This is a genomic window from Nonlabens sp. Ci31, assembly GCF_012974865.1.
GTDB lineage: Bacteria > Bacteroidota > Bacteroidia > Flavobacteriales > Flavobacteriaceae > Nonlabens.
On sequence record NZ_CP043633.1, the window covers coordinates 1,287,899 to 1,306,501 of the forward strand.

Annotated in this window: 16 protein-coding genes and 1 tRNA gene; 3 read left to right on the forward strand and 14 right to left on the reverse strand. The window is 33.8% G+C overall.

The window, feature by feature from the left end; all coding sequences use genetic code 11:
- Positions 1 to 33: 33 nt before the first annotated feature.
- Positions 34 to 1,314 carry a group II intron reverse transcriptase/maturase gene (gene ltrA / locus F0365_RS05765; RefSeq protein ID WP_169932823.1) on the forward strand — a complete coding sequence of 427 codons (1,281 nt, stop codon included), beginning with the start codon at positions 34 to 36 and terminating at the stop codon, positions 1,312 to 1,314.
- Positions 1,315 to 1,406: 92 nt separating this feature from the next.
- On the opposite strand, the gene F0365_RS05770 is transcribed toward ltrA, so the two are convergent.
- From F0365_RS05770 to F0365_RS05780, 3 genes are all read right to left on the reverse strand, one after another.
- Positions 1,407 to 2,681, reverse strand: coding sequence for a PIN-like domain-containing protein (locus F0365_RS05770; protein ID WP_169932824.1), 1,275 nt, complete (start codon positions 2,679 to 2,681; stop codon positions 1,407 to 1,409).
- Between the two features lie 237 nt (positions 2,682 to 2,918).
- On the reverse strand, positions 2,919 to 3,221 hold the full coding sequence (locus F0365_RS05775; RefSeq protein WP_169932825.1) for a helix-turn-helix domain-containing protein: 303 nt from the start codon (positions 3,219 to 3,221) through the stop codon (positions 2,919 to 2,921).
- A complete protein-coding gene (locus tag F0365_RS05780) occupies positions 3,208 to 3,549 on the reverse strand; it encodes a type II toxin-antitoxin system RelE/ParE family toxin (protein WP_169932826.1) in 342 nt (113 codons plus the stop codon). The genes F0365_RS05775 and F0365_RS05780 overlap by 14 nt, the downstream gene beginning before the upstream one ends.
- Positions 3,550 to 3,994: 445 nt before the next feature.
- Here F0365_RS05780 and F0365_RS05785 point away from each other — a divergent pair, with 445 nt between their 5' ends.
- Positions 3,995 to 4,963, forward strand: a complete 969-nt coding sequence (locus F0365_RS05785; RefSeq protein WP_169932342.1) for an IS110 family transposase — start codon at positions 3,995 to 3,997, stop codon at positions 4,961 to 4,963.
- A gap of 130 nt (positions 4,964 to 5,093) precedes the next feature.
- On the opposite strand, the gene F0365_RS05790 is transcribed toward F0365_RS05785, so the two are convergent.
- The 11 genes from F0365_RS05790 to F0365_RS05840 form a co-directional block, all read right to left on the reverse strand.
- Complete coding sequence (locus F0365_RS05790; RefSeq protein WP_169932827.1) at positions 5,094 to 5,741, reverse strand: hypothetical protein; 648 nt, start codon at positions 5,739 to 5,741, stop codon at positions 5,094 to 5,096.
- Between the two features lie 278 nt (positions 5,742 to 6,019).
- On the reverse strand, positions 6,020 to 6,445 hold the full coding sequence (locus tag F0365_RS05795) for a hypothetical protein (RefSeq protein WP_157588939.1): 426 nt from the start codon (positions 6,443 to 6,445) through the stop codon (positions 6,020 to 6,022).
- A gap of 243 nt (positions 6,446 to 6,688) precedes the next feature.
- Complete coding sequence (locus F0365_RS05800) at positions 6,689 to 8,065, reverse strand: hypothetical protein (protein ID WP_169932828.1); 1,377 nt, start codon at positions 8,063 to 8,065, stop codon at positions 6,689 to 6,691.
- A 158-nt stretch (positions 8,066 to 8,223) separates the two neighbouring features.
- A complete protein-coding gene (locus F0365_RS05805) occupies positions 8,224 to 9,228 on the reverse strand; it encodes a hypothetical protein (protein WP_169932829.1) in 1,005 nt (334 codons plus the stop codon).
- Between the two features lie 222 nt (positions 9,229 to 9,450).
- Positions 9,451 to 11,154 carry a WG repeat-containing protein gene (locus F0365_RS05810; protein WP_169932830.1) on the reverse strand — a complete coding sequence of 568 codons (1,704 nt, stop codon included), beginning with the start codon at positions 11,152 to 11,154 and terminating at the stop codon, positions 9,451 to 9,453.
- Between the two features lie 346 nt (positions 11,155 to 11,500).
- Positions 11,501 to 12,058, reverse strand: coding sequence for a porin family protein (locus F0365_RS05815; RefSeq protein ID WP_169932831.1), 558 nt, complete (start codon positions 12,056 to 12,058; stop codon positions 11,501 to 11,503).
- A 382-nt stretch (positions 12,059 to 12,440) separates the two neighbouring features.
- Positions 12,441 to 13,016, reverse strand: a complete 576-nt coding sequence (locus F0365_RS05820) for a DUF2971 domain-containing protein (RefSeq protein ID WP_169932832.1) — start codon at positions 13,014 to 13,016, stop codon at positions 12,441 to 12,443.
- Positions 13,013 to 13,510 (reverse strand): hypothetical protein, encoded by a 498-nt coding sequence (locus F0365_RS05825; RefSeq protein ID WP_169932833.1) that lies wholly within the window; start codon positions 13,508 to 13,510, stop codon positions 13,013 to 13,015. Before F0365_RS05825 ends, F0365_RS05820 begins: the two co-directional genes overlap by 4 nt.
- Positions 13,511 to 14,276: 766 nt before the next feature.
- Positions 14,277 to 14,350, reverse strand: a tRNA-Asn gene (locus F0365_RS05830).
- Positions 14,351 to 14,458: 108 nt separating this feature from the next.
- Complete coding sequence (gene rseP / locus F0365_RS05835) at positions 14,459 to 15,760, reverse strand: RIP metalloprotease RseP (protein ID WP_206071307.1); 1,302 nt, start codon at positions 15,758 to 15,760, stop codon at positions 14,459 to 14,461.
- 101 nt (positions 15,761 to 15,861) lie between these two features.
- Complete coding sequence (locus tag F0365_RS05840) at positions 15,862 to 17,832, reverse strand: M1 family aminopeptidase (protein ID WP_169932835.1); 1,971 nt, start codon at positions 17,830 to 17,832, stop codon at positions 15,862 to 15,864.
- 84 nt (positions 17,833 to 17,916) lie between these two features.
- Between F0365_RS05840 and F0365_RS05845 the strand changes: the two genes are divergently transcribed.
- Complete coding sequence (locus F0365_RS05845) at positions 17,917 to 18,600, forward strand: SCO family protein (protein WP_169932836.1); 684 nt, start codon at positions 17,917 to 17,919, stop codon at positions 18,598 to 18,600.
- The last annotated feature ends 3 nt before the right edge of the window (positions 18,601 to 18,603 follow it).

Consider the following 18,603-nt stretch of genomic DNA (forward strand, 5'->3'; position numbering starts at 1 on the left):
CAACAGAAGTAAACATTTTTTTTTATTTATTTTATGATTGCAGCAGTATTAAAAGCCAGTAACCTTTATAAAGCAGCGCACAAAGTGATGCAAAATAAAGGCGCGAGTGGAGTAGACGGTATGCTGGTTTCAAAATTGCCCTTATATATACGGGCAAATCGAGACCGAATAAGCACGTCTATCCACACCAATGGCTATATACCTGAAGCAATTTTAGGAGTATCCATACCCAAAAAGAAGGGCAAACCCCGTCTTTTAGGTATCCCCACCGTAGTAGACAGGTGTTTACAGCAGGCAGTAAGCCAGATACTAATGATCAAGTTCGAATATGAATTCGAGCCATTTAGCTATGGTTTTCGCCCTAAAAAGAATACCCAAAAAGCGGTATTACAAGCACAGGAATACATCAATGATGGCTTCCAAGACATTGTAGATATCGACTTAAAGGGATTCTTTGATGAAGTAGATCACAGTCTATTACTACAACTAGTCTACAACAAGGTAGATTGTCCAGTAACCCTGCGATTAATCCGCAAATGGTTACGAGCGCCCATACTTATAAAAGGTCGCTTAGTCAAACGACGAAAAGGTATTCCACAAGGAAGTCCATTAAGTCCTTTATTATCTAATATCATGTTAGATGTTTTAGATAAATTTCTTAGCAATCAAGGTCTTCGTTATTTGCGTTATGCAGACGATTTTAGTATTTACACAAAATCTAAAACAACCGCAAAGCAAGTAGGAAACGAGCTGTATAATTTTCTCAAAGAAAAACTGCACCTACCTATAAACCGAGCAAAAAGCGGGATACGTCGACCAGTAAATTTTGAACTGCTAGGGCATGGCTTTGTACCCATTTATAAGAAAGGTGTAAAAGGACAGTATCAACTTGTAGTAAGCAAAAGTGGATGGGAAAAATTCAAACGGAATCTAAAACTTTTAACCAAGAAAACCAATCCAGTATCGGTATCAGAACGATTAAGCAGACTCACACAAGTGTGTAGGGGATGGCTTAACAATTATCGGTTAACAAACATTTATACAAAGCTTAAAAAGCTAGATGAATGGCTGCGCAACCGTCTGCGATACTGCATCTGGCATCATTGGAAGAAAGCAGACAGGAAACGCAAGAATTTAATATGTTTAGGAATAGAAAAAGGTCAGGCGTATGCTTGGAGTAGAACCCGAATGGGAGGCTGGGCAGTAGCTCAAAGCCCTATACTAGGTACTACAATTACCCTATCTAGATTAAAACGAAAAGGCTACAAACCTATGATAGATTATCTGAATAGAACGCAAACTTCGATTTTTTGAACCGCCGTATACGAGACCCGTATGTACGGTGGTGTGAGAGGCGCACTGGCAGTTATTTCACTGTCAGCCGTCTACTCGATTGTGCATAGTCTTTATCTATCCCTAAACATATCTTCGTCAGGAATATCAAGGTGATTATCCCAAAATATGCTTAAAAAATCAGGTTTTTTTAAAATTTTTGCATTTTCAATACTTATTCTATCACTATTAAATGTGTATTGTGGATATTCCCATATTTCATATACAAGGTCTGTCGAAGTTCTACAATATGCACATTTTAAGCTCTCCTCCATTTTATGATGATTTTCAGTTCCCATTTGTCTTTCAGTACTTTCTATACACTCAAATTCATAATTTAAATTTTCTTCTGGAATTATAGTTTCATTTCCACAAAGCTCACATTCATAAATAAGTTCTCCTTTATTTCTGTTACTTATAACATTTGAAATTTCTTTGATTTTAGCATCTTCAAAATCAATTTTCAAAAGTTTTTTTGCAGTATAAATAAATTGAGATTGACTGTACATCCAAAACTCTTTTTTATTATTATCTCGAAATTCTTTTATCAACTCATTTCTAGGGCTTTGAATTCTATTTCGTGTTTTTTTGTCTTTATAACACCAATCAATTTTTAAATCATTACAAATAAAAATAACATTCTTGTTTTGTTCTTTGGAATAAGATAAAATCTGTTTCCAAACTATTAAATCTCCGAAAATCTGTGTGCCTATTTTTACTTTTTCGTCTTCATAACCAGGTGGAATTTTGAATTCGTATCTTAATTTCCCTTCCTTTACGATTTCCATAATTTCGGTGTGAGTGAGTTCTTCTCCAACTTTAAGATTATTTTCAAATGCTTTCAAAATGGTGTCATCATCATTTAAGGACTTTATTTCAGTTTCTTGTTTTGTGATTTCAATTTTGATGTCTTTGTCAAACTTTATAATTTTTTCATCAATTTCTTTTGCGAAGAGAATGAACTCATCAATACTTTCTTGAGGAAGAAATGGGTGTTTTTCTGGTTTTAAGGTTTCTTCTTTAATTTCTTTAGAAATTTTTAGAATTTGACTTTTAGCTAAAATTAAATCCTTTAACTTTTCCTCCTTAATTGGATTATAATTTTCTGTTATTGGTTTTTCAATTATACCCTTTCTATTTTTTAGATATTCAAATTGAACGTGAGATGGTATCCATAATCTATCTTTAAGTTCTGGGAAAATGTTATTAAATATATCTTGTCGAGTTTCTTTCGGATATGAATAAAAGTCAATAAGAGCAGAAGTATCAAAAATGACTAATGAATCTTTCCAAAGTTCTTTTTCTTTTTCAGAACTCAATTCAAATTTTTCAAAACTTTTTCTATTCATAAGAATGTTTTTTTTAGATTATGCACAACGTCTAGTATATGAAACGTAGCGTGAAAATAGACGCTAACTTTTCGGATTATACACGAGCCGAATTTTTAAATTTTTCTTATTATCTTTTTTTATCAATAAGCCAAATTTAAAAATTTGGCGGTCTTCATAATCATACAAAAACCTTTAGAAAAGCCTATAATAGCTATGTTTTATATACATTGTTGCCATTAGTACTTCGTTCTCAATCTAAACGTCAAGCGATAATTTTAAACTTCCGCCTAATCCTTCTCGGATAATTCTCATCAGAGTAGAAAGTCGGATATCGCTAGCATTATTTTCAATTCTAGAAATATAGTTTTTAGTTGTTCCAACTTTTTCAGCAAGCTGTTGTTGAGTTAAATGTTGTTTTTTCCTTGCCTCCTGAATTAAAACACCAATTTTAAATGTCTCAAATTCTTCTTGGAATCTATCTCGGGATTCAGTTCCAACTTTTCCGTGTTGTTCGTCCAAATGGTCATCAAACGATGTGATTCTTTTATCTGTTTTCATAATATTCCTTTTTTAATCGTTCCGCTCTTTTAATTTCTTTCTTGGGTGTCTTTTGCGTTTTTTTTTGAAATCCGCTCAACAGAATTATTAAATTACCTTTGTCAAAAAAGCAGAAAATTCGGAATATTCCGTTTCCTGCTGAAATTCGCACTTCCCAAAGTCCGTCTGTATTCGTAAGATTTTTCAAGAATTTTTCTGGAACAATTCGAGTATTTCTCAAAACTAAAAGTGTCCAATCTATTTTCTTACGAACAACGAGCGATTGCTTTAAATAGAAATCCTTAAAGTGGTTTTCATAAAATCCGATGTCTCTTTTAAATTCGCTCAATTAATTGGTCGTTAAATTCAGGGCAAAGTTACCTAAAAAGGCAACATTATCCAAATTTAGGAATGATTTTTAATCCGAAGATGGATTTTCCCTGTATTAATGGCAACGGTTATGTGTATGGTTAGTTGCGTGGTTAAGCAACTAATTTAGCAAATAAATCACAGATAGAATATTCCGCAGGAATGTTCGTAAGTCGGCAGTGACCAAGCAATTAATTATACACGGCTTAAGTTTGATTTATATTAAAACACCTAGTTTTAGTTATTAATCAGAAAGAACAAAGGAGAGAATTAAGGTTACTATATACGGTGAAGCTTCAGACTTCGACAACATTGATAATCCTCTCTCTTTTACTACTTTAATTACGATCAGTTCTGTGAGACTTTAGATCTCGTTTTCAAGTCGATGTAATACCAGTAGCTGGTTCTTTCATAAATCAATTCTTATGAATAAATATAAAGAAACTTATGGAGTTGACATCAGTAAAGATGTTTTTGATGTGCACGGCAGTAGTTCGGGGCACAATCAGTATAAAAACGATGCGACTGGCTTTAAGAAATTTCTTAAAGACTTACCTAAGGAATCCTTAGTAGTTATGGAAGCTACGGGCTATTATCATTATCGACTTGCTCAGTTTCTTTACAAAAATGAAGTGGTAGTCTCTGTTGTTAATCCTTTGTCTGTAAAGCGTTTTATACAAATGAAATTAGCAAAAGTTAAGACAGATAAAAGCGATGCAAAGATGATCTGTGAGTATGGAATAATTAACGAGGTTCCTTTGTATAATGCCTTAACAGATGTTCAGAGTGAATGTTTGCAATTATTTAGAACCCTAGATAATTATATAAAACACCGCACTGCTACAAAGAATAAAATGCACGGAGAAGAGGTTTTAGGGATACCGTCAAAGTTCACATATCAATCTTTGAGAAGAACTAAGAAGTATTATGATACCGAGATTAAAAAAATTGAAGCAAAGATTCTCTCCCTAGTAAAAGAGGAGCAGCAAGAACAGCTCACCTTGCTAACTTCTGTACCAGGAATAGGCCAGAAGACTGCTTTATTTTTAATCATCGTTACAGATGGTTTTTCTAAGTTTGAAACAGCCTCGCAGTTATGCAGCTATGTAGGCATTACACCAACGACAAGAGTCTCTGGCAGCAGTGTTAGAGGCAGGGCACGGATAAGTAAGGTTGGTAATAGAAAGCTTCGTAATCTATTGTTTTTATGTTCTTTTAATGCCTGTAAGTACAACAAAGCGTGTCGAGAACTTTATGAGCGAATAGTGAACAAAGGTAAAAGCAAAAAACTAGCGCTAATTGCTGTTGCAAATAAGCTAATTAAACAGTGTTTCGCTATCGCAAAATCTGGAAGACCTTATGACGAAACTTACGTTTCTGTCTTGCCTAGATAATTAGAAAAATTTACAATAAAAAACTCAAAGAATCAATCAATTGAATCTCTGAGTCTAGGATAATAGTGTCTCAAAATTAATGAAGAAAAAGGTTGTTTTTTACCTCAGTTCTTTGTTAGCAAATCGTTTTTTATTTTTCAATTTTAATAAATTCATATAATTCGGTGTCCTCTTTTAAGTCTTCCGTTTCATAAAAGTATTTATCTTCCCAAATATGAAATCCAAATCCGTTACTCTGCAAAAAAGCACGTAGATATTTATTTTCGATTTCAATTAGTAATCCAACATCAAGTAAATTCGCAAAGTTTAAATCAACATTTTTAGCTTCTTGTGATTTCGGATGGCAAATATATTCAGCTCCAACTCCTGTCGTTTTTGAAATTATTTCATCTAAAGGGTCTGATTTTCCTTTTATGAATGATTTTACTTTATGTCCAATTCGGTTAGCAATTTTTTCAGGTTTCGTATAATTCCTAAAATCCGAAAAGTGCAGAAAAGTTCGCACAATATAAACGCTGTCAATCGGTTTGTTTTCGCAAACAAGCTTTGAATGTTCGTCAGGAACATACTTTTCATTTTTACGAGTCAATTCAGCTATCAGAGCTTCATCAGATTTATTTTGAGATTTCGCCTCCTTATCGGCACATTCCAATATCAAATGATAATTCCCATAGTCAAATACATAAAACACAAAATTGTACCATATTTTTTCAGGCGTATTATTTCGTAAATGACGAATAAGTTCAATTTCAGTTTCTTTATAAATGTATTCTCTCAATTTTTTGTCAAATGTTTGCTAACGTTCGTGTATAAGAATAGTAGGGCTGAAAAAGAGCGCAAACCATTCGGTTGAACACAAGCCGAATTTTTAAATTTTACTATTTATTTTATTTTTGGGAAATCGTCAAATTTAAAAATTTGGCGACTTCGAAAAAGTGCATTTACCATTGGGTTAAGCACTTATTGCCCTATTATTTTTATACGTTGTTGCCCATAGTTGAAATGCGTTCTGCTTTTACGTAAAGGTTAATATAATAATTGCCCACAATCATTTTATTAATCTTCGTATGTGAAAGTTCTTGGATTTGATGTTTCAGTATTTCCACTTCCATCTGTTGCAGTAAATATTACATTATAAGTTCCTGCATTTGTTGTTTCAAAACCATCCGATATTGTTAGGATAGTTTCATTATCTGGGTCATTGTTACTTCTTGTTTCTTCGAAAACCACAGTTCCATCGCTATTTAAAACTGTCAATGTCATAGTTTCCATTTTTACATTATCGACACCTTGCGCTGTTAAAATTGCTATTTCAGGACCTAAAAAATTTCCTTGGTCGGTTGAGTATGTTTGATTTAAATCTGGACTTTGTATTGAAATTGTCGGCGCAATTGTATCTGCGTTACCGTCGTCATCGCTTGAACAATTTGTAAATGTCATTCCGATTGCTACTAAAGCACTTAAAAATATAGTTTTTTTCATTCGTTTATTTTTATTCATAATGGTTGTTATCAATTATGGGCAACGATTAGTATAAGAAACGTAGGGCAATAAATAAGCACTATCGTTTCGGTTTATTACTTAGCTAAATATAAATATTTTGTCTTTTATTTTTTCTTCTATAAACGCTAAATTTTATATTTAGCGGACTTTGTAAATAGACACAAAACTTTCGGTTTAGCAAAAACGCCCTATGTTTTTTATACATTGTTGTGCTTTCGTACTTTATTTATGCACTGGTTTTTTATCTTTCAAACCCCAAGTTTTCCAAAGTTGAGCAAAAGGACAAAGGTCTTTTTCGTTTACTTTTTCCCAAGGCGCAGTTCTACAATTTGTATTTACCATTTCTTTTTCAGGACTAAGTTTACAAAAATCAATCATCGAACATTCTTTCTTCCCAAAGTAAACACTAAGGACTTCTTTAAAAACTAAAGTTTGGAACGGTCTATCATTTACATTTGATAGGTTTCTTGGTGGTACATATCCTCCTATATGTTTATTATTTGTAAAAAAAGGTGTTCCTAATTTACTAAAGACATCATAGAATACATTACTTAAATTCCCATCTTCATCTAACAGTTTTGTTATAAAATCGGGATTATTAATTCTTATTTTTTGTGCTTCTTCAAGCACAAATTTTAACCATTCGAGAATATCTTGGAAAATAGGTGTATTTAAAGCATCAAAATATTGTGTGTATGTATTAGTTGAAGTTCTATTGAAAAGTGTTTCTACTGTAAAATTTCCCATCTCTCCATTGAATGTTAAATCTTTAAATGCGAACTCGTAAATTTCGGCACAATTCTTTGGTTTAAATGCCTTTTCTTTCATCTTTTTAATTGTGTTGAAAAACATTTGAGCTGGATGAAATGACATTAGAGATGAGTCACATAGAGCGACAATAAATTTGTAGTTTGAACCAAAATCAGGGTATTCTGTTTTTATTATTTGTTCAGCTATCTGATAAGGAATATCAGGATGTCCATTATTTTCGAAATATTTATTTTGAATAGAATGGGCGATTTGCTCCTTTAAACAAGCATATCCAAAATAGAATGAATTTTGCTCCCTTCTTTGTGTGTCTAAGTAATGAACCTTATATCGTTCAGGTTTAATAATATTATTATCCTTGTCTTTTATTTCAGTAGAGACCTTTTCATATCTTTCGTATTTAACATATGAAACTTCTTTCGATGCCCCTTTATATATTTCTTTTAGCTTTATTTTAGTTTGGGAATTAAATTCATTATCTATTGAAACAGGAACGTTAAAGTCGTTGTTTTTATCCCTTCTAATTTTCCAGTTAAAATCTTTAATAAAGTCAACGTAAAAATCTCCAAGTGTTAGTCCTGTCGTGGTTGTAATATCTTGTAAAAAATGAATGTATTCGTGTAGAAATGTAGATGCTTCTTTTTTATATTTTTCATCTTTAAAAATTTTATTTAAATCGCGAATATCATAATCAGTATTTACTCTCAAGTGCATAAAACCTGGCTCATAATAACCTAAAGTTTCATATTCGATATTATCTTCCATTTTTTTTTGGGTATGAAGCACAACGTTTGGTATATGAGCTGTGCGGGCGAGAATTGCAAAAGCCATTCGGTTAGCACAAGCCGATTTTTACAAATTCCGCTTTTTATTTTTTGTTTGTATCAAAAGTCGGATTTGTTAAAATTCGGCGACTTCCAAATATACCCTAACTTTTAATTAAGCAACAACTCCCGCATTGCTTATATACTTTGTTGTGCTTAGTTTATTTACAGGCTAATTAGGTGACCTATTAACGCTGATAATGCATTAATTAATAAACCAATAATTATTGAAACCACTAAACCTCCAAGCAATTTATTATTGTCTTTTTTTACTTCTGAAAATCGATTTTTATCTCCCTTTGTAAATTCAAACATTGGATTTCGTTGTAGTCTTCCAATTTGTTTTCGCATAATCCTATCTGCGAATAATATTCCTGATTGGTAAAAAAAATAAAAAATGGCAATTGAAATAGTGAACATAAAAAACATTCGATTTTCACTGCCAGAAGGAATATAACTTTTGTCGGTTGTTAAAACTAATGGGAACAAATAGTTTAGAAAAATGATAGCTCCGGTAATAAACGATAGAATAACAAAGTATCTTATTTTATCGTCGTGACGGGAAATGAATTTGACTAAACTTTGACTTTCGGCATTTTTGGGTAAAGCATCATACCATTCCGAAACAATAGTTTTAAGTTCATTACAAATTTGAGAATTTATAAAATCAATTTTACAACTCATTTGAGCTTGTGCTTCATCTAAATCATATTCTTCTCCACCTTGAAATACGACTTGTATCATTTCACTCGGTTTCAAGTTATTACCAATTCTTACTCTCAGAGTGTGTGTTTGAGGAATTTTGTGTGTTTGGTTAGGTAAGATTAAATTAAAATCCCATAATAATGAAATGTATTTTGTTCGTGCAGAAATATTCCAATCGGTGTTCTTAAATTCACTCCAATTTCCAAATGACTTTATTTCTCTATTAGTCAATCCGACTGTAACTTCTGCTATATCTGTAATTAGTTCGTGTAAACTAAGTTTAGAGTAAATCTTATCGTTTAATTCGATTATATCACTGTATTTAAAATGCTTATTGTCTGTAAATAATTTGATATCCGTATCACGTTTACCTTTTATTAAATAATAAAGAGATTGAAATTGCTTAATTTGATTTTCATCGGCAACTGCAATGTTACTATTTTGGTTAGTTGGTTTTTGTTCCATATCTTTTTTTTAAATTAAGCACAACGTCTCGTATATGAAACGTAGCGTGTAAAAAGACGCTATCGTTTCGGATTATACACGAGCCGAATTTTTAAATTTTTCTTTTTATATTTCTTTAACTAAAAGCCAAATTTAAAAATTTGGCGGTCTTTGCAAATACACACAAACCTCTCGGAAAGCCTATAATAGCTATGTTTTATATACATTGTTAGCAACTGGGCTTTATCGGTAATCTAATATATATCCGAATTTTTCATCAATCAACTTATTACTAACATTTTGTTCTAATATTTTTCCTTGTAAATCAGTCGAAAAGTATCTGCCATTATCTTTGACATAAATTGTGTCTAAAGGTTTATTAGTTAAATAAGGCCATTCCCATAAAACTTCCTCGTATTTTATTGGATGAACGAGATTATTGTTCCAATCAATTGTTCCGTAAAGCTTATTATTTTTCACTTTAATAAGTTTTGAATTATCAACCCAAATTTCATCATATTCCGTTGGTATAACAATTTCTCCTTCACGACTAATAAGTCCTTTTTTTGCATTTTTGGTTACAAAATGCTCTGTTGGCCCATATTCCACCCAATTGGATATTTCATTAAACTCAATTGGTATAATCACGTTTTCATTTTTGTCAATTATACCAAAAAGTCCGTTTTGTTGGACTATGAATTTATTATTTCTATCATAATGAACTGGCGTAATATCTTGATAAGAAAATGATACTATTTGCTTTCCCATTTCGTCCAAAATTCCAACTTTATCTACTTCCTTAAAAACGAAATGTTTGGTTAACTTTTGTGAGTATGCATTATCATATTTAAAAGGAAGTATAACTTTACCTTTATAGTCAATTAATCCATATTTTCCGTTTTGTTTTGCATAAGTTACTTTCTTACCATCAAAAGGCTCTATTTTTAGATATTCAAATGGAATTTCAACATTGCCCTTATCAGAAACTGTTCCGACCATTCCGTTACTTTTGGTGGTAAGAAAATATCTTTGATGTGATATCTCATTTTTATAACTATCCCATTCAAATTCTTTAATGTCAAAATCAGTTATTGGATTTGCACTTTTACTCAAAAGCTGAATGTTTTTACCTTTCTTAACTGCAAAAAGGTCAGATTCATTTGAATATTCAGTTGGATGTTCGATGAAGTCGTATTTAATTGGTAGAATAACATTACCAAGAGTGTCGATAATCCCATACTTGCCATTTTTTGCAACAATCGCTAAATAGTTCCGAAAAGGCTCCGCTGCGTCATACGTTCCAAAATTCACTACCTCTTTAAAATCTTCATTGAGATAAGCTATTTTGCCATTTTTTTCAACTCTGCAAAGACCTCGTTTGAAATAGGTATAATTGCGGTCATCATAATATGACTCGGTTATTTTGTCAAAATCAAAATCTGTTAGTTGTTCGCCACTACAAGAGAAAAATGCCCATTTTTTATTTTGCATTACACAAACAAATGAATCTATTTTATTGCTTTTAACTTTTTCAAATTTTATTGGAACAACTTGATTTCCTTTTTGGTCAATAAATCCATATTTGCCATTCAATCTGGCACTCGCCAATTTACATTTGTAAAAGTGACTTTCATTTTCATATTTGAATGGAATAACAACAACTCCATTTCTATCGATATATCCAAATTTTCCATTTTTTTTCGCAGGTGCAAGTCCGTGAGAAAATACACTTAAATCGTCATAAATAAATGGTATTAAAGTGTCTTGAGCGATATTTATATAACCTCTTTTTCCATTATTTTCTCCAAGTATCATTCCTTCTTCGCCAATTGGATTCAGAAATTTATATTTGTTAAGAGGTATAATTGTATCTCCATCTTGGTTTACAAATCCCCAAGTTTTATTACCACTAATTCTTTTGTAGGTTTGAGATTCAGACGAATTCAATTCCGACTTATTTGATTTACAAGAAATCACAAGCGAAAGAATAAGCAATATGTTAATTAATGTTCTCAATGTTTGTCTTGCCTTGTTGCTAACGGGATTGTGTATGGTTAGTTGCGTGGTTGAAGCAACTAATTTAGCAAAAGGAAACCAAACGTTAGGGAAATCCGAAGGATTTTCCGAGTACACATAGACCTAAGCAATTAATTATACACTGTGTTACCTGCTGGTTTAATTATTCTTTTAAGTTGATGTGTCTATTTTATGTTAATTTGTTTCACGATGAGATCGTTAAACCAAAAAGACACTATAACTTTAAGGTGTCTTTTTGGTTTAGATTTGGTATAACTTAAAACTTATATCCCAATGAAATCTGAAATACACTATTTTTTATATCAGGGTTTTCTACAACTGTTGTAATACCGTAATTATATCGTGCTTGCGCAAATAGATTAGAATTGATATTATATCCAAAACCTAAATTAAGGCCAAAATCAAAACTTGAGGCATCTGTTTCAGCATCAGCAATTGAACTATTATTAAATTCTGCTTTATCATTAACCAAAAATGACACTTGCGGTCCAGCTTCTAAACTGAATTTTTCAGACAGATAATATTTTGCCATCAAAGGGATTACTAGATAATCTAATTTGATTTTTATTGAATTTTCAGCTTCTGAACCTTGTCTGGAATATAATAATTCTGGTTGAAGTGAAAACTTTTCGTTTAGTTCAAATTCGGCAAATCCACCAACGTGAAAACTGAAGATATTATTCCTGTCTGCGTCACCTCCGGTGAAGTTGGAAATATTAAGTCCTGTTTTTAATCCAAAATTTACATCTTGAGCTATAATTGAATTTGATAGTCCTAAAATAGCAATAATTGATAGTAGCAAAAGGTTTTTCATAATTTATATATTTTTAATTTATTTTGAAGAACCATATCAAAAGTCACGCCAAATTATTTAAGATTGATATATAGCTACGTGTAATTAATTTATAGCTCGTTACAATAGAAAAAGAAAAGAATTAAGACCGGAATTATTAAGATAATCTTTCAAATTGTCATTTTTTTTTAGCTTGCAGGTAACGTCTCTGTATATGGCTCGTAGCGTGCAAATTAAACAATTATTTTCGGATGAAGCACGAGACGAATTTTTAAATTTTTCTTATTATCTTTTTTTACTAATAAGCCAAATTTAAAAATTTGGCGTACTCGCAAATATGCCTTAACTTCGATTAATCAACTACCTAGCTATGAGCTATATACGTTGTTGTGAGCAGTTTTTTCTACATTATGTCGTCTGCTCTAATTATTTCAATATTTGGATTTATCTTTTCTATTAATTCAGTTATTAAACTAATATCTCGAGTATTCATTCTTCGTCCTGTGATTATTTCGTGAACAGAAATTTTTACGTATTGTTCGTTCATTGTAAAAATCCGCTTTTCTTCTTCGTAAGCCCAAACATCTAATTTATGACAGAGAATTTGTCGAGCAGTTTGGTCGTTATAATCTTGGTCTCTGACATAAGTTATTCCGTTATATAACACGTTTTCAGTGGTATAATTTGGGTCACTAATTCTCACTCCAATTGCTACTCCAGTTTGTCCGTTTGCATAGTGTGACCACATCAGTTCGTTATTCCTGACTTTTGATAATGAGCATATTCTTAATTCTCCTTTTTCATTCCTTATTTTCTCACGAACACTGTGATTTAGTTCTCCGTGTCTATAGTAATATTGACCTTCCATTGGGTCATTCAAATCTTTGTATCGAGCAGCGTAAAGTCTGTTTTTTAAAATTATGTCAACAAAGTTTTTAAAGTTGTCTAAACTTCTGTATTTGTATAATAGCTCGTTCATTTTTTGCCTTTCCGCTTTAATTTTAGTTCCGCTTTCCTATGCTTATATTTCATCTTCACTAACTCTAATTGCGTTTCTAATATTTTTTCTAAATCAGATTCGTTTAATTCGTTTGTGATTTCAAGTCTAGTTGTTTCATCTTCGGAAATTTGAAATGTTAATACAGCTTTTGGAAGTTTATATTCTGGTTCTTGTCCAGAAACTAACTTCGCAGGCCTACTATTTCTATGTTTTTTCCAAATCTTTTTAATTGTTTTAGTGAAATTTTTAGTCAATTTTTCTGCAATTCCTTTGGCTAATTCTTCCGTAACTTTAAGTGAAAAATATATACCAAAGAGAATTATAAAATCCTCTGGTTTAGTTCCAAGAGCGTAAATCGGCATTTGCTCTTTTTCTTCTGGAATTTCAGTTTCAAAACCTAGATTTTCTAAATCCACAAAGTCATTTCGGTCAATTCCGTGCAAGTAATTTACTTTGATTTCTTTACTGTTCATTGGTTGGTTTAAATTGCTCACAACAATTGGATATCGTCATTGACGATATTTTTATTATAGATAGCAATGTAGTTGATTTTTAATAATTGGACACCATACGGGATAGGAGACCAACTTTTCTTTATAGGTGACCATAATGTAGGCCATTTTTTAGGATTATAGGCGCTCCTATAGGATGAGAGAAATCCTAACAGCTTGATTTTAAATTATAAAAAAATCCCAACCATTTCTGATTGGGATATTGCTCCTCTTCTTGGGCTTACCACATCGAGCGCGGCACAGGCTTCTCGCCCATAAACTTCCTTGCATAAAAAAAGACCTTATATTTCTATAAAGTCTTTCTTGTTATTTGCTCCTCTTCTTGGGCTTGCCGCATCGAGTGCGGCACAGGCTTCTCGCCCATAGATTTTAGGGCATAAAAAAATCCCAACCATTGCTGATTGGGATTATGCGTCTCTTCTTGGGCTTACCGCATCAAGTGCGGCACAGGCTTCTCGCCCATAAACTTCCTTGCATAAAAAAAGACCTTATATTTCTATAAAGTCTTTCTTGTTATTTGCTCCTCTTCTTGGGCTTACCGCATCAAGTGCGGCACAGGCTTCTCGCCCATAAACTTCCTTGCATAAAAAAAGACCTTATATTTCTATAAAGTCTTTCTTGTTATTTGCTCCTCTTCTTGGGCTTACCGCATCGAGTGCGGCACAGGCTTCTCGCCCATAGATTTTAGGGCATAAAAAAATCCCAACCATTGCTGATTGGGATTATGCTCCTCTTCTTGGGCTCGAACCAAGGACCCTCTGATTAACAGTCAGATGCTCTAACCAACTGAGCTAAAGAGGACTGTGATATACACAAACTCAAGCTATTTGCTTAAGCGATGGCAAATTTACTACGTTTTTTAATTGTAGCAAACTTTTACATAAGAAAAATCACTATTTCTTATGTAATTTAATTAAATAGTGCCTTAAACAAATCATTTCCATTGGCATACAACATCAATCCTAATAATATAACGATTCCTATGATCTGTGCTTTTTCTAAAAATTTATCTCCTGGCTTGCGACCTGTGATCATTTCATAAAGTAAAAACGTTACATGACCACCGTCTAGTGCGGGAATAGGTAAGATGTTCATTATGGCTAATACAAAGGAAATCCAAGCAGTACGCTCCCAAAACTTCGTCCAGTCCCAAGTATCAGGATACAACTTTGCAATCGTTCCAAAACCACCCAACTGACTAGCGCCTTTTTTAGTAAAAACATACTTGAACTGCACAATATAATCGTGCATGGTCCAGTAACCATGAGAAACACCAAGGTTGACACTTTCAGCAAAGCTATACTCCACCTCAGTAGTAGTTAGATAATCAGCAGTCGGCTTTTTTCTAAATCCGAGGATTCTTTCTTTATTATTTTTAAAATCAATGGTTTTACTCTCTACAACTCCATTTTTATCTTGATATTTAATAACAAACGGAATGCTATCAGTTATTTTATGGTTAATGGCATAGGTATAATCTGAATTGTACTTAATAGGGTAGCCTGCCATTTCAACAATAGTCATCCCCGGTTGTAAGCCTATAGAATCGGCTTTAGTTCCTTGAGCCACCTCGCTCACTTCAAAAGGAAATCTAGGCTCTAGCGGGCCCATAATATCTGCCTCAAAAACACGATTCCCTATATCTTCTGGGATACTAATGTTTACTGGATTTCCATTTCTTAATACAGTAACTGAAGCTACATCTCTAAAAACCATTCTGTTAATAAGGTTTTGAGCGATGTTTATGGTGTCACCATTAACTAATAAAACTTGATCTCCCTGTTCAAAACCTATTTCTTCCAGGACTGGAGGTATTCCAAAGCCAAATTTATAATCTGATCCGGTAGCTTTATTAGAACCATTGGCATAAAACAACATGATGTAGATAAAGAATCCCACTACTACATTGACAAAAACTCCACCTAACATGATGATGAGTCGCTGCCACGCTGGCTTGGATCTAAATTCCCATTCTTTAGGTTCTTGAGCCATTTGCTCTTTGTCCATGCTCTCATCGATCATTCCAGAGATCTTTACATAACCTCCTAGAGGCAGCCAGCCTATACCGTATACCGTATCACCTATTTTCTTTTTAAATAGAGAATACTTGATATCAAAGAAGAGATAGAATTTTTCTACTCGTATTTTAAAAAGTCGAGCAGGAATAAAATGCCCTAACTCATGTAAAACAATAAGTAGGGAAAGACTCATTAAGAAATTTATAATCAGAACAACCGTAGGATGCATATATTTTAATTTAAGAGCCGCAAAAATAGGTCATTCAGGACAGTTGGCATAATGCTAGTATAGATTTAGCGTACCATTAGTTTCTTGGTGACCACACCTTTTTCTGAGGCGAGTTTTATAAAGTAAATACCACTGATTTGTGGCGCTGTAAAAACCATCGCAGGACGTTCATGCAATTGGTTTTTATAATCTATAATCAACCTTCCATGAAGGTCATAGATTTTAAGATCTGTCAAAACAGTATGTTCTGTACTAATTTGAAAAGTGTTGGAAGTAGGGTTGGGGAATAGTTGAAATTCCGCTTTCGCGAAAGCGTCACCTATACCAAGTGTAGCCGTATTATTCTTGCTTATAGTGTTTACATCTGGATCTATTTCTACGGTGACAACGCTAAAAGGAACGCTGATGCTAAAGTTTTCATTAAGATGATCGATGTGCAATACTTCCCATTGTTCTTGACCAGCGACTCCTGTAATTTTAACAGGAAGAGCTACCTCAAATAAACTTACCGAGCTGTGACTGGGCAGCTGCTGGTAGTCCATTGTGATTCCAGTAGGAGTTACTGACCAGTTGATGCTGTGCTGCGGATAGCCTTCTCCATAAATCCAGTCGGCAAAAAACTCGGTCAGATTTTGCCAGCTAGTAGATTCGGCTATAGCTTTAAAATCTGGTGTTTTTGCATAATTAAAGGACAGTTGTGGGTCGTTCAAGTAGTTTTGAAGTGTTTGTTGGAAATCGGCAGCACCTATTTTTTCACGTAACATATGCAATACCATGCTGCCTTTGTAATAAGAGAGATTGCCGTTAAATACACGTCCTACACTCAAGGTATCTTGGGCGGGGACATAAACGCTCCCGTTTGTAGGAGTGGTGGCTCGATTATTTGCATTGATGCGCCAAGACTTAAAACCGCTCGCTCCGTCCAGATGTTCCACGGTCAATCCTGTGGCATAAGTAGCAAAACTCTCATTGAGCCATATGTCTTGCCAGCTGCCACAAGTCACCTTATTTCCAAACCACTGATGTGCCAGTTCATGAGCAATTAATCCACGACTAAAGTTACCCATAAAACTTATGGTGGTGTGCTCCATGCCGCCACCCCAGCCAAATTGCGCGTGACCGTATTTTTCACTTCTAAAGGGATAGGGTCCAAAGGTGGTTTCAAAGAAATTCATAATAGGAACGGTTACCGCAGTACTTGCCTGTGCCGTTGCGAGATCTTCGGGATACACATAATTATCTATAGGTAAAGCCGTTGACCCGCTCCCAACTAGATCGGTATATCGGGCATAATTAGTTACCGCAATAGCAATCAGATAAGCAGGAATGGGATAGTTGTGTTGCCATCTGAACCTTTTTCCAGTGGGTGTTGTAGTTTCTGACAGGAGCAAGCCGTTAGAGACACCTGTGTTTCCTGCGGGTGTATGTATAATGACTTCTGTTTGATCAATTTTATCGTTAAGGTCTTGTTTGCAGGGCCACCAGGCTTTGGCTCCATAAGGCTCAGAAAGAGTCCATATAATTCCGACATTATTATGCGTGGTTTGTGCAAAACTTCCAAATCCGCTGGCGATAGGGTTACCGCTATAGGTCACACTTAAACTATCTAAAACGCCATTATTTTGCGTTACAGGCAGGTCGATAACCAGTTCGTCATTTCCATTATTAGTATAGGTAAGTGCGACACCTCTTTGTGTGACTTGGCTTACATTCATATTAGAAGCCAGGTCAAAGGTTATTTGGTTGATGGCACCTACTGCTTCAAAATGTGAGGTAACCGTTCCAGAAATAACGGCAACATCTGGGTCGGTATCGAGTTCTAGACGTACGTATTTAAGATCGTAATTTGCAGTAGCTTGATGTATACTGCGTAAGGTCGGGTGGATCAAAGAAGATTTTAAGAGGCAAGCATCTACTCCTGGCTGGGCATAAGCGGCAAGTGTTTGTTGTGCTGCTGCGGCTGTTACTTGCCCTAAGCTGGTCGAGTGGATAGCGAGAACAAAACACACCAAAATTAATATTTTAAAACTCTTCATTTTATGGAAATTTCTAGCAAGGAAAGTTACAAAACATTCCATATTAGGGTAATTAGGTCGTAATTTTGCAAAAAAGTATCATCTATGCTTCAATTTTTGAATAAAAATAAGTGGCGCATTCTTTTTATGTTTGTCTTGTGCAGTGCTATTATGGCTTCTTTTCAGTACGCACTTACACCAGAAAAAACGCTCTCTATTCTCCAGCCAGATAAATTTGACCCTACTCTGGTAGACGATTCCATGCTTTTTGTCAAAAAGTACCATAAAATAGCTCCTTTTGAATTAATAAATCAAAATGGAGATACCATAACTCAAGAGGATTACACGGGTAAGATTTATGTGGCAGACTTTTTCTTTACCACTTGTCCTACTATATGTCCTATTATGACTAAGAATATGATGTTGGTTCAGGAAGAGTTTAAAAATGACCCTGAAGTACTGATTTTATCTCATAGTGTCACTCCAGAAATAGATTCTGTAGCAGTGCTTAAAAAGTATGCGGTAAAAAAAGGAGTGATGGATACTAAGTGGAATTTAGTGACCGGTGATCGCAAGCAAATCTATGATCTGGCTCGCAAATCTTATCTCGCGGCAAAAAAGAATAAATACGGTGGAGAATACGCATTGATCCATACAGAGAATTTCTTGCTTGTTGATAAAGAGGGAAGGCTGAGAAGTCGCTCTTATGACGGTACAGATCCAGAAGATGTCGAGAAGTTAATAGAAGATATTTACATCTTAAAAGAGAGTTACAAAAAGCAAGATTAGTGA

Excerpts from the sequence above, each read along its gene's own strand:
- F0365_RS05800 (WP_169932828.1), bottom strand. The coding sequence starts at position 8,065 with ATGGCTTTTGCAATTCTCGCCCGCACAGCTCATATACCAAACGTTGTG.
- F0365_RS05815 (WP_169932831.1), bottom strand. The coding sequence starts at position 12,058 with ATGAAAAACCTTTTGCTACTATCAATTATTGCTATTTTAGGACTATCA.
- F0365_RS05840 (WP_169932835.1), bottom strand. The coding sequence starts at position 17,832 with ATGAAGAGTTTTAAAATATTAATTTTGGTGTGTTTTGTTCTCGCTATC.
- F0365_RS05775 (WP_169932825.1), bottom strand. The coding sequence starts at position 3,221 with ATGAAAACAGATAAAAGAATCACATCGTTTGATGACCATTTGGACGAA.
- F0365_RS05805 (WP_169932829.1), bottom strand. The coding sequence starts at position 9,228 with ATGGAACAAAAACCAACTAACCAAAATAGTAACATTGCAGTTGCCGAT.
- F0365_RS05785 (WP_169932342.1), top strand. The coding sequence starts at position 3,995 with ATGAATAAATATAAAGAAACTTATGGAGTTGACATCAGTAAAGATGTT.
- ltrA (WP_169932823.1), top strand. The coding sequence starts at position 34 with ATGATTGCAGCAGTATTAAAAGCCAGTAACCTTTATAAAGCAGCGCAC.
- F0365_RS05795 (WP_157588939.1), bottom strand. The coding sequence starts at position 6,445 with ATGAAAAAAACTATATTTTTAAGTGCTTTAGTAGCAATCGGAATGACA.
- rseP (WP_206071307.1), bottom strand. The coding sequence starts at position 15,760 with ATGAGTCTTTCCCTACTTATTGTTTTACATGAGTTAGGGCATTTTATT.
- F0365_RS05845 (WP_169932836.1), top strand. The coding sequence starts at position 17,917 with ATGCTTCAATTTTTGAATAAAAATAAGTGGCGCATTCTTTTTATGTTT.
- F0365_RS05820 (WP_169932832.1), bottom strand. The coding sequence starts at position 13,016 with ATGAACGAGCTATTATACAAATACAGAAGTTTAGACAACTTTAAAAAC.
- F0365_RS05770 (WP_169932824.1), bottom strand. The coding sequence starts at position 2,681 with ATGAATAGAAAAAGTTTTGAAAAATTTGAATTGAGTTCTGAAAAAGAA.
- F0365_RS05825 (WP_169932833.1), bottom strand. The coding sequence starts at position 13,510 with ATGAACAGTAAAGAAATCAAAGTAAATTACTTGCACGGAATTGACCGA.